General features: G+C 54.6%; 8 protein-coding genes. All 8 read left to right on the top strand.

What is annotated here, in order from left to right:
- The first annotated feature begins 1 nt into the window (after position 1).
- The 8 genes from galE to ACFPPD_RS07140 all read left to right on the top strand — a co-directional run bounded on the left by galE (position 2) and on the right by ACFPPD_RS07140 (position 11,923).
- Complete coding sequence (gene galE, locus ACFPPD_RS07175; RefSeq protein ID WP_209750047.1) at positions 2-985, top strand: UDP-glucose 4-epimerase GalE; 984 nt, start codon at positions 2-4, stop codon at positions 983-985.
- Between the two features lie 36 nt (positions 986-1,021).
- On the top strand, positions 1,022-2,221 hold the full coding sequence (locus ACFPPD_RS07170) for a MerR family transcriptional regulator (protein WP_209750048.1): 1,200 nt from the start codon (positions 1,022-1,024) through the stop codon (positions 2,219-2,221).
- Between the two features lie 150 nt (positions 2,222-2,371).
- Positions 2,372-4,141, top strand: a complete 1,770-nt coding sequence (locus tag ACFPPD_RS07165; protein ID WP_378081665.1) for a cache domain-containing sensor histidine kinase — start codon at positions 2,372-2,374, stop codon at positions 4,139-4,141.
- Positions 4,134-5,627, top strand: coding sequence for a response regulator transcription factor (locus ACFPPD_RS07160; RefSeq protein ID WP_209750049.1), 1,494 nt, complete (start codon positions 4,134-4,136; stop codon positions 5,625-5,627). The genes ACFPPD_RS07165 and ACFPPD_RS07160 overlap by 8 nt, the downstream gene beginning before the upstream one ends.
- A gap of 236 nt (positions 5,628-5,863) precedes the next feature.
- On the top strand, positions 5,864-7,222 hold the full coding sequence (locus ACFPPD_RS07155) for an ABC transporter substrate-binding protein (protein WP_209750050.1): 1,359 nt from the start codon (positions 5,864-5,866) through the stop codon (positions 7,220-7,222).
- Between the two features lie 87 nt (positions 7,223-7,309).
- Positions 7,310-8,176, top strand: a complete 867-nt coding sequence (locus ACFPPD_RS07150) for a carbohydrate ABC transporter permease (RefSeq protein ID WP_209750051.1) — start codon at positions 7,310-7,312, stop codon at positions 8,174-8,176.
- Positions 8,173-9,003 carry a carbohydrate ABC transporter permease gene (locus ACFPPD_RS07145; RefSeq protein WP_378081660.1) on the top strand — a complete coding sequence of 277 codons (831 nt, stop codon included), beginning with the start codon at positions 8,173-8,175 and terminating at the stop codon, positions 9,001-9,003. The genes ACFPPD_RS07150 and ACFPPD_RS07145 overlap by 4 nt, the downstream gene beginning before the upstream one ends.
- 43 nt (positions 9,004-9,046) lie before the next feature.
- Positions 9,047-11,923: a family 78 glycoside hydrolase catalytic domain gene (locus tag ACFPPD_RS07140; RefSeq protein ID WP_209750052.1), complete on the top strand. Its 2,877-nt coding sequence runs from the start codon at positions 9,047-9,049 to the stop codon at positions 11,921-11,923.
- Positions 11,924-12,370: the final 447 nt, after the last annotated feature.

Genomic DNA, 12,370 nt, shown 5'->3' with positions numbered 1-12,370 from the left:
ATTGACGATATTAGTTTGCGGCGGAGCCGGTTATATTGGAAGTCATATCGTTGCATCCTTAATCGAACGGCATGAGGAACTCGTTGTTCTAGACAGCATGGTTGCCGGAAGAGAGAAGGCCGTACTAGGCGGTAAACTGTATCACGGCGATTTGAATGATCGGGAATTGCTGAACGGAATTTTTAACGATAATAACATCGAAGCTGTCATTCATTTGGCGGCCAGCTCGCTTGTTGGCGAAAGCATGACGAATCCGTTAAAGTATTATCGTAATAATGTGGAGGGTACATTGCGGTTGCTTGAGGTTATGCGCGAGCATGACGTGGACCAAATCGTGTTTTCTTCTACGGCGGCGGTTTATGGCGATCCGGAACGTATTCCGATTCGGGAAGACGACCGGAAGATGCCGAGAAATACGTATGGAGAAACCAAATTGGCGGTAGAAAGGATGCTGCATTGGGCTGAACTGGCGCACGGGATCAAGCATGTGATTTTGAGATATTTCAATGTGGCGGGAGCCCACGATAACGGGCTCATAGGCGAGAATCACGATCCCGAAACTCATCTTATTCCTTTGGCTATTCAGGCTGCATTGGGACAAAGAGAAAATATATCGATATACGGTGACGATTATCCTACGAGAGACGGAAGTTGCATAAGAGATTACATTCATGTTATGGATGTCGCTGATGCGCATCTGCTGGCATTGAATCATTTAAGGTGCGGAGGGAAAAGCGGCGTTTATAATCTCGGCAGCGGCGAGGATTTTACCGTCAAAGAAGTCATTGAAGCCGTCAGGAAAGTTTCCGGAAAGCCCGTCCCGGAACGCATCGCTCCCAGACGACCGGGGGATCCGGCGGTACTGATCGCATCGCCCGATCTCATCATGGCAGAGCTAAAATGGCGCCCGAAGCGAAGCAACTTGGAAAGGATGGTCGCGAGCGCTTGGGATTGGCATCGCGCACATCCTCAAGGATTTGTTTAACCGAGAGCAGGAGGCATTCGAAGGGGGCCGCTAGAATTGAAGCGCGGAGATAAAGAATATCTGACAACCGGACAGATCGCGAAACGGACGGGAATGACGATTAGAACCTTGCGGTATTATGACCAGATAGGTTTGCTGAAGCCGTCGTATTACAATCATGCATCCGTCCGCTTGTACGGCAGAGAAGACTTGGTCCGACTGCAAAAAATCCATGCTCTTAAGTATATCGGTCTGAATCTTGCCGAGATCAGGCAAATTATTCATGACGGCGCGTTTCCCGAACAGGATTTAAGGAGCTCTCTCCTGATGCAGAAAGAAGTGATCCGGCACAAAATGTCCCACATGCAGTATGTATCCAAGGCGATCGATGAAGCGCTGGAGTTGCTGAAGGATACGGCTGAAGCGGATTGGGACAGCTTGTCGGACATCATTCAAATGATTCATACCGAAAATAATTGGGGAGAGCAGTACCGCAATGCGCTCAGACTGCAGGCAAGAATTCAGCTGTACGACCGATTCAGCGCCAATAAACTCGGTTGGCACCGGTGGTTCTTCGATCAGCTCGGCACGGCGCCGGATCTCAGAATATTGGAACTCGGCTGCGGCGATGCCGCTTTGTGGAGCCGAAATTCAGATTGGATCCCCCCTTCATGGAGCATCACGCTTACGGATCTATCGACGGGCATGCTGGAGGCCGCTCGCGTCAATGTGAACGACCGAAGCGGCCAGTTTGCTTTCCTGACAGCCGACGCGCAATCGATTCCGTTCCACGACGGCGAATTCGATGTGGTCATTGCGAATCACATGCTTTATCACGTGTTGGATATCGGGAAAGCTCTGTCTGAATGCCATAGGGTACTTAAGAATGACGGCATGCTCTATACGTCTACCATGAGCAGAAGCCATCTTCGGGAAATAGAGCAGCTCGCGAGGTCGTTCGACCCGGAAATGCGAGTGCTGGACGAAGTTATGGAAAGGTTTCATTTGGATAACGGAATGGAGATCCTGGCGTCCCGTTTCTCCTCGATTGAATTGATCCGGTACGAAGATGATATGGAGGTAGGCGAGGCGGAACCGCTTATTCGTTATATTACCTCGACGCCGATGAACGCAAGGTACTCCCTTGCAGGCGATAAATTGGAAGCCTTTAGAACCTATTTGAACGAGAAGATTCGGGAAGGGAACGGGAAAATCTATATTACGATGGATTCCGGATTTTATCGATCAAAGAAATGATGGCCAAGATATCCAAAAAAACCGGACTCGAGCCCAAAAAATCAAGCGCTTTCTTTTGCGGCGGGCGTTGATTAAAATAATAGTTCATAGAGCGGAAGCGGCCTGGGCGCAATCATCGGGTCGCTTATTGGTTATGAAGGGGTGGACGTGGTGGCCGGCAGAACCCGCAAGCTTATTTCACGTATTCGTTTCCGCAAAATCAGAAGCCGCTTTTTCTTCGTTATGATCTTGCTCTCCTTGCCCCCGTTATTTCTACTGGGCTACGTGTCCTTCAATATCGCCAAAGATACATTGACGGAAAACAATACGAAAACGAACATCGATCACCTGCGCACCTCCAGCGAGGTTGCGGATTTGTTGTTCCGAAACATCGTGAATCTTAACCGGTACGTCGTCCTGAACGACGATATTCGCAACGATTTGCGGAAAAGCGAAATCAAGAACAGCCAGGAACAAAACGAAATGAATACCCGGACGATCAACCGGCTTCAGAGGGTCATCAACAACAATTCTTTCGATACCCGGTTCGTGGATTCGATGTGCGTGTTCGACCTGCATTACCAAACGTACTGTCTAGGCAGGTCCGACGATGCCGGCATATACGAGACGCCGAACAAGAAGCAGGAGATCGAACGGACGGAATGGTACCGAAAAGCGGTGAACGCGCAAGGGCGCGTCGTTTTTTTCGGTTATAACGTGCTGGGAGACAAGGCTGATTCCTTCTCTACCGTCAAGCTGTTTCGGGATTCCGAGAGCCGCGAGGGAAAGACGATCGGACTGCTCGTCGTCAATCTATCGAAGTCGATGTTCGGCAGCGTCTTTAACGCCAGCCAGGAGAACGGGCTATTCATGGCGATCGATTCGTCGCGGGAAACGGCCCGGATCGTATACCCGGAAGTACCGGCTCTAACCCCCCCGCTTGCGGTCGGCACGCTGACGGAAACGATGGACGAGCTGAAGGAGCGGGGCTACCTGATCAGCGAGTTCCGGAACCAATCGACCCAATGGACGTTCGTTCACATGATCAAGAAGCGCGAGCTGCTTAAGCAATCGAACAAGATCGGCACCGCGACAGCCCTGATCGCCTCTTTGATCGCCTTTGTCGCTCTTGTCATTTCCTTTATCGTATCCGGCAGCATCACCCGCCCGCTGTTGCAGCTGAAGAAGATGATGGTAGACTGGAACAAAGGCTCGCGCGATATCGGAGGCGCATTTAAAGAAGACGAGGTTGGCGCCATAGGCGAGACCTTCAAGCGAATGGCGATAGAAAATCAAGAGCTGGACGCCAGGCTCTTTCATTCGGAGCTGAAGGAACGCGAAGCGGAGCTGCGCGCGCTGCAGGCGCAGATCAAACCGCATTTTCTGTACAACACGCTCGATTCGATCTATTGGATGGCCCGGCTGAAGAAAACGGAGGAAGCCGCCGCGATGGCGCTCGCTTTATCCGAAAGCTTCAAGCTCAGCCTGAACAAAGGCAAGGAAACGATTCCCGTCTTCAAGGAATTGAAGCATATCGAGCATTACATGACCATTCAAAACATCCGTTACAATGGCCGGTTTCGATACGATGTGGATGTAGATCCCGCCATCATGGGAATCGAAATGCTTAAGCTGATTTTGCAGCCATTGGTCGAGAACGCCATTTATCACGGCTTGGAGCCGAAAATCGGAGAAGGAACCATTCGCTTCGAAGGACGGAAGGACGGCGATTTCCTTTTGTTCGCGGTGGAAGACGACGGCGTAGGGATGGAGGACGTTTCCCGGACGGAGCAAGGGTATGGTCTTCGCAACGTTCGGGAGAGGTTGATGCTGTATTACGGTCCTTCAAGTTCTTTCGAGATTTCAAGCGAACCGGGCCGCGGAACCCGAATCGAATTCCGCATTAAACCGTTTCCGGAAGAGGTGACCCCGAATGCTTAAAGCCGTGCTGTTCGACGACGAGTACATCGTGCTGGAGGCGCTCGGAGCCTTAGTCGATTGGGGAGGACTGGGGATTGAGCTTGTCGGCACCGCGGGGGACGGAATTTCCGCGCTTGCGATGTTCCGAAGCGTGCGCCCGGACATCGTGCTGACCGACATCCGGATGCCGGGAATAGACGGTTTGCAATTGGTCGGGGAGATCCTGAAGGAAGCGCCGGATACGTGGTGCATCGTATTCAGCGGCTTCAACGAATTCGAATATGTCAAACGCGCCATTCAGCTTGGCGTTGCGGATTACGTGGAGAAGCCGATCACGGAAGCGAGCATCGAGAAGGCGCTCCGTAAGGTATTGGGACATATCGGCAGGCAGAACGAAACCCGGGCGCTGGAACGCAAATGGGAAGACAGCAGGCAGGAGTTGCTGGATAAAGCGGTGCGAGAGCTGCTTCTGTTCGGGATAGAAGCAGAGCCCAAGTGGCGGGAGAGCTTCGGACCGCAGGCCGAACAAGTCGTCGGCATTACGGTATGGGTTTCCGCCGAAGAGTTCGCGCTTCCGGACAATCCGGCTTATCGGACGGTTTATTTGCGCAACGGGCAGGAAACGGCGGCTGTCGTCTTTCATTTGATGGAGCTCTCGAACACGTATTGGGACGATGTCGCGAACGATTTCGAGAACGCCGGCAACGTCATCGGCATCGGAAAAACCTATGCGGATATGGCCGATGCTCCGCACAGCTATAAGGAAGCGCAGCGGGCGTTGAAATCCGCTCTGTTTCTTCAGGTCAAGGGAGTTGTCCCGTTCGGCGAGTTGGGCGGACTGATGACCTCGCCTGAAGAATTGTCCGAGCGGGAGGAGGCGATCATCCTCGGCATGCGCTCGGGCAATAAAGCGCTGTTGATGGACCAGGTCGACCGGTTCGTCGGGTGGATCCAGTCGGCGAAGCTGGACCCGGACGTAGCCGAACGCGAGATGCTTAAGCTGATCTACTTGGCGCTCGAAGCGGCTAAGGAATCCGGTACGACCTCCGGCCAATCGTCCGCTTCGCAAGAGCGCTATATGCCTCATGTGGAAATTCGGGAAATGGCCGCGAAGGGAAAGCTTGCCGAGTGGTTCCGGGAGCAGATCCAAGCCATCGCGGACAGCGTCATGGATGTCCGGGAGCATACGAAACACGCCGCCGTGGAGAAAGCCCGGCTTTATATCGAACGGAATGTTTCGCGCGACGTCTCGCTTCAGGAAGTGGCCGAGCATGTCGGTCTTAACGCCACCTACCTGAGCGTTGTGTTCAAGGAAGCGGTAGGGGAAACGTATATTAAATTTTTGACCCGGTACCGGATGGAGCTGGCCAAAACGATGCTGCGCAAGGGGTTCAAGGTGAACGAAGTCAGCGAGAAGGTCGGTTATTTGACGCACCGGCATTTTACGGAGGTGTTCAAGAAATATACCGGACTCACTCCCGGACAATATAAGGATACGCGAGCTTGACGGCGATTCCAAGCAAAAACGCCTTCGGCGTCCTTTCGACGACGGAGTAGCTTTGCGGTGGTTATTCAGATATGGATAAGCGTGAAACTTATAAAGTCTGAATAACCAAAAAAATCGGAACCGAACCCAAAGAATGACGCACTGCCGAATGAATGCGCTTCCTCTTACAATAAGGCTACAGGGTACCCGGGCCCTATGAAGCCTTTTTTACTTCGAATGATTAGGGGGACAAACGAATGAGTAAACCAAGGAAGTTCATTGCCGCACTGTCCAGCGCAGTCCTGTTGACCGGCCTGCTTGCCGGCTGCGGCGGCGGTTCGTCGAACAGTGAAAGCAGCCCCTCGGCTTCCGGCGGCAGCGAGCCTTCGAGCAGCGCGCCGGCCAGCGACTCTCAAGAGAAAGTCACGCTTTCGCTCCTCATCGACAACAATCAGGATTCCGTTAACATCGCCAAAGCATTGGTTGACGCTTTCCAGGCCCAAAACCCGAACATCGCAATCGAAACGGAGACTCGCCCGGGCGGCGGCGAAGGCGACAACTTCGTCAAGACGCGCCTCTCGACCGGCGACATGAACGACATCTTCTTCTACAACTCCGGATCACTCATGCAAGCGCTTAATCCGGAGCAGAACATGCTGGATCTGACGAACGAGCCATTCCAGGCCAACGTGTTCGATTCTTTCAAACAAACCGTTACCATTAATGGCAAAGTATTCGGCGCTCCCATGACTTCCTCGATAGGAGGCGGCTGGTTCTACAACAAGAAGGTGTACGCCGATCTTGGCCTTGCCGTTCCGAAGACCTGGGCCGAGCTGATGGCGAACAACGACAAGATCAAAGCCGCGGGCATCACCCCGATCATCGGCACGTATAAAGACACTTGGACGTCCCAGCTTATCGTTCTGGCGGATTATTACAACGTTCAAGCGCAGGCTCAGAGCTTCGCGGCCGATTATACCGCCAACAAGGCGAAATACGCGACGACGCCAGCCGCGTTGAGAAGCTTCGAGAAGCTTGAGCAAACCGTCGGTTACTACAACAAGGACTTCTTGGCCACTACGTACGACGCCGGGATGAAGATGCTCGCTGAAGGCAAAGGCGCGCACTATCCGATGCTCACCTTCGCGATCCCGGCGATCGCGCAGAACAATCCGGACCAAATCGGAGACATCGGATTTTTCGCCCAACCGGGCGACAGCGCCGACTCGAACGGTTTGACGGTATGGATGCCGGGCGCCGTCTATATCTACAAAAACACCGAGCATGCCGATGAAGCGAAGAAGTTCATCGCATTCATCGCTTCGGTCGAAGGAATGGCTACCGTCGCGAAGGTGTCCACGCCCGTCGGACCTTATGTCGTCAAAGACGCCGCCATCCCGGACACTGTGCCTCAGGTCGTCAAAGACATGCTTCCTTACTTCGATAACGGAACGACGGCTCCCGCGCTCGAGTTCGTATCCCCGGTCAAAGGACCGAGCCTCGAACAAATTACGGTCGAAGTCGGGTCGGGCCAAAGAAAAGCGAAAGACGCCGCCGCCCTTTACGACAAAGACGTGGAGAAGCAAGCGAAGCAGCTCGGTCTGGCAGGCTGGTAAATCGATCGCGGCTTGAATAAGCATAATCGGCCCTGCGAAGAAGCTCGAGCAGGGCCGATTGCTTCACCCGGATCAGGAGGGATCAGGATGACCAAAGTCTTCAAGAGAATTTATACGTACAACTTTCTTCTTCCCGCGGCCATCATATACACCGTCATTTTCATCGTGCCGACGTTCATGTCCTTCTTCTTCAGCATGACGAGGTGGACGCTGTCGGATTGGCATTTTATCGGGCTCGACAATTTTACTTCCTTCTTCGAAGAGCCTTCCCTGAGCATCGGCTTCAAGAATACGTTCGTCTACGCGGTCGTTACTTGCGTTCTGAAAGTCGTGCTGGGGCTGCTGCTCGGCGTATTTCTGACATCGAAAATAAAAACGAAGGGTTATTTGCGATCCGTCGTTTTTTTTCCTACCCTCGTCAGCACGATCGCGGTCGGGATCGCCTTCGGCATGATGATGCATCCGACGACGGGACTTATCAATACATCGCTTGGGTGGTTCGGCATCGAAGGTCCGGATTGGCTCGGCAATACGAAGCTCGCTCTGCTGTCGGTCGCGTTCGTCGATGTCTGGAAAGGCGTCGGATTCGCCACCGTCATCTATATCGCAGGCATCATGTCCATTCCCGAGGAGTACTACGAGGCGCTTCAGATCGACGGCGGCAACGCTTGGAACAAGTTCTGGAGCATTATCGTTCCGCTAAGCCGTTCCGCCACGAACGCGGTCATCGTTCTTGCCTTTATCGGCGGGCTCCGCTCGTTCGATCTTATCTGGGCCATGACGAGAGGCGGCCCGGGCTTCGCGACCGACGTCATCGCCTCGATCATTTATAAGCAGTATCAAGGCGGCTTTTACGGGCTTGCCACAGCGGGCAACGTCATTCTGTTCGTGTTCGTCACCGCGCTCGTATTCCCGTTGACCCGGTACTTGAACCGAAAAGAGGTGGACTTGTGAGCCGGAGCATCCGCAAGATCGGCATCGAAGCCGTCGCCGTCCTCGCTTCCGTCCTTATTTTCTGGGTGCCGCTCTATTTCGTCGTCGTCACGTCTTTGAAAGACGCGAAGGAAGCTTCCTTGATGAACCTGGACTGGCCGTCCCGAATTCATCTTTGGGAGAACATCAGGGCCGTCTTCTCCGCCAGGGATTACATGCTGGTTCGCGCCTTCGTCAACAGCGCGACGCTGACGGTCCTGTCGATCGCGGTCTTGATCTTGGTATGCTCGATGGCCGCCTTCGTCATGCAGCGCAGGTCGGACAAAGCCACGCCTTGGATCACGTTCTTCGTATTGGCCGGCTTGATCATTCCTCCGGCCATCGTTCCGACGATCTGGGTATTGGACGAGATCGGCCTGTTCAAAACGATGACGGGTTTGGTTCTGGTGGAGGTCGCGCTAAGCTTCCCCTTCTCCGTCCTGCTGTATAGGGGCTTTATCGGCGCGATCCCGCGCGAGATCGACGAAGCGGCGGTCGTGGACGGCTACGGCGGGTACAGGCTGTTCTTTACGATCATATTCCCGCTGCTGCAGCCGGTGACGGCGACGATCATCGTCACGTCTTCCGTCGGCATTTTCAACGATTTCACGAACCCGCTGTATTTCTTCCCGGGCTCCAAGAACGCGACGGTGCAGCTGACGCTTTATAATTTCACCAGTCAATACGTCTCCCAATGGAACCTGTTGTTCACGAACATTCTGCTCATTACGATTCCGCCGCTGCTGTTGTTTATTTTCTTCAATAAGAAGATCGTAGCCGGCATGACGGCTGGATCGGTTAAAGGTTAACGAAGATTAAATGCGGATTTCCGATCTGAGGAGGCAATCATAGATGAGCGCATTACAAGTAACGGCCTTGACATGCGAATACCGAACGAACCCGATTGGCATTGGGGTGACCGCGCCGCGGTTCAGCTGGCAGCTGTCGTCCGAAGCGCGCGGCACGCTCCAGAAAGGATATCGGCTGGTCGTGGCCGGAGCGGACGGCGATTTCGCTTCGCCATTGTGGGATACCGGCTTCGTCGAGACGGAGCAATCGATTCAGGTCGATTACGAAGGACCGGCGGTACAGTCGCGCACGCGGTATTCGTATCGAGTCAAAGCGTGGGATCAATCGGGCAGGGAATCGGACTGGAGCGAGGAGGCCTGGTGGGAGACGGGGCTGTTGGACAATGGCGAATGGAACGCGAAGTGGATTTCGGCTCCGGCCGGGGCCGAATCGGAAGGGGCTTGCCTGCTGCGCAAAGGCTTCGCGCTGAAAGAGGGAATCGCGTCGGCACGAATCTATGCCACCGCAGCCGGCGTATACGAAGTGTATGCGAACGGGCGGCGGGTATCCGACGAGCTGCTCGCCCCGGGCTGGACGAGTTACAAGTCCCGGCTGCAGGTTCAAACGTACGACGTGACGGAGTTGCTTCGGACGGGCGGCAACGCGGTCGGCATCCTGCTAGGTACGGGATGGTACCAAGGAATGGGTTTCGATAACCGCAATTACCGTTACGGCGAACGGCGGGCGGCGCTGCTGCAGCTTCACGTGAATTACGAGGACGGCTCCGAATCGGTCATCGCGACGGATTCGACGTGGCAAACGTCCGCGGGTCCGATCGCGTACGCTTCGATCTACCACGGCGAATCCTATGACGCCAGGCTGGAGCAGACCGGGTGGAGCGAGACGGGTTTCGACGACGGAAAATGGGCGGCGGCCGAGCCCGTCGATTTGCCTTTCGCGCATCTCGTCGCGCAGGAGAACGTGCCGATGCGGGTGACGGAGACGATCCGACCGGTCGCTTATTTCGTCACGCCGGCGGGCGATCACGTGCTGGACATGGGTCAGAACATGGTCGGCCGCGTCCGCATGTCCGTCAACGCTCCGGCGGGAACGCGTATCGTCATCCGGCATGCGGAAGTGCTGGATAAGGACGGAAACATTTATTTCGGCAATCTTCGTCCCGCCAAGCAGACGCTTACGTACGTCGCGAAGGGCGAAGGGACGGAGACCTATGCGCCATCCTTTACTTTCATGGGATTCCGGTATATCCGGGTGGAAGGGTACCCGGGCGGCACGCTGCCGCTTGACGCTTTCGCCGGCGAAGTCATTCATTCCGATATGGAGCCGACCGGCGAATTCGAATGCTCGGACGAGCGGGTGAACAAGCTTCAAAGCAACATTCGGTGGGGCCAGAGAGGCAACTTCGTGGACGTGCCGACCGACTGCCCGCAGCGCGACGAGCGGCTAGGCTGGACGGGCGATGCCCAAGTCTTCATCGGCACGGCGTTATATAATTTTCAGGGTGGTCCGTTCTTCACCAAGTGGCTGCGTGATCTGAAAGCCGAGCAGCACCCGGACGGCGGCGTTCCGTTCGTCGTTCCCGACGTCGTAGGAGGCGCGAGCTCCGCGGCTTGGGGCGACGCCGCGGTCATTTGTCCGTGGACGGTATACGAGTATTACGGAGACAGGCGGCTGTTGGCCGAACAATACGACAGCATGAAAGCCTGGGTGGAGTACATCAGGGCCCAGGGAGAGAACGAATATTCGTGGGACACGGGGTTCCATTTCGGCGACTGGCTCGGTCTCGACGCCAAGGAAAACAGCTATATCGGCGCGACTCCGACCGCTTTGATCGCCACGGCTTATTTCGCGTACTCGACTCGCATTGTGAGGGATGCCGCTCGCATACTCGGGAAAGCGGAGGATGCGGCCCGATACGACGAGCTTCAGCGTCAGGTGTTGAAAGCCTTTCAGGCGGAGTTCGTCACGCAAACCGGCCGTATGGCGGCACCGACCCAGACGGCTCACGTGCTTGCGCTCCTGTTCGATCTGGTAGAAGACAAGGTTAGGGCCCGGGTGGCAAGCGATCTGAACGATCTGATCGCCGACAACGACTACCACCTGACGACCGGATTCGTCGGGACGCCGTACTTGTGCTTCGCGCTGTCGAACAACGGCTACCACGATACCGCGATGAGATTGCTGCTTCAGGAGAGTTATCCCGGCTGGCTCTATTCCGTGTCCAAGGGCGCGACGACCATCTGGGAGCATTGGGACAGCATCAAGCCGGACGGCTCGTTCTGGAGCGACGATATGAACTCGTTTAACCATTACGCCTACGGCGCCATCGGGAACTGGATGTACCGGAAGGTCGCCGGACTGGATATGGACGCCGCGGCCCCCGCATTCAAGAAGATCCGCATCGAACCGTTGTTCGGGACCCAAGCTATGAAGCACGCGAGAACGGCGCATCAATCGATGTACGGCCGGATTGAATCGGGCTGGGTCGTAAGCGGAGAAAGGATCGAAGTGAACGTGACGATTCCGGCGAACGCGACGGCGGAAGTGGTGCTGAAAGGCGCGACCCTCGGCGGACTGACGGAAGATGGCCGGGAGCTGGCGTCGGCGGCAGGCATTACTTCGTCCGCGGAAGCGAACGGGAGCGTCAGGCTGACGGTCGGTTCCGGAACTTATCGCTTCGCTTATCGGAATGCGGATATGTTCCGCGTCGCCTATACGGAGAAAATGCGGCTGTCCGATCTTCTGAGCGCGGAAACGACGACCGATGTTCTGAAGAAGCATCTTCCTCATCTGTTCGAGGGCGCGATGCTGAACTTCATGAGCAATAATACGCTAAAGCAGATTAGCGAAAACGCGATGGCCAGAGTGTCGCGCGAAGCGATGAATGCCGTTCTTGAGGATTTGGCCCGTCTTCGATAAGGGCGAAATGGATTACGTCCGGGTACTGGAAACGGCGAAAGGATTTAAAGATCAAGCGGCGGGAAGACCGCTAAGGCTGTCGAGAAAAATCTCGACAGCCTTTATTAAATTTATTCGGCCAACAGCTTAATCGCACAAAGTACAACTAATTTTAATAGATAACCGACTTTCGTAGAATTAGTTGTAAAAAGTCCCATTATTTCATCTAGGTTTAACCTAATTTCCGTGTCATTTTGGAAAAATCGTACTATTATCCCCTTGCCTCAGAAGGAACCAATCAGCGGATTTTTGAATGCTATGAATGGAGAATGGAGAATGGAGAACGGATTCCCGGATATCACGTTCGTTTTTGCCGTTTCATATTAGAATGGAACGGGTTATCGGCAACTTAAAAAAGCAAGCATCCCTTGCATCAGGCGTTCCATAGACTGAGATATTGACCTTTCC

Source organism: Cohnella suwonensis (assembly GCF_042655365.1).
GTDB classification, from domain to species: domain Bacteria; phylum Bacillota; class Bacilli; order Paenibacillales; family Paenibacillaceae; genus Cohnella; species Cohnella suwonensis.
Note: the sequence above shows the minus strand (reverse complement) of the source record. Positions and strands in the feature narration are given on the sequence as shown.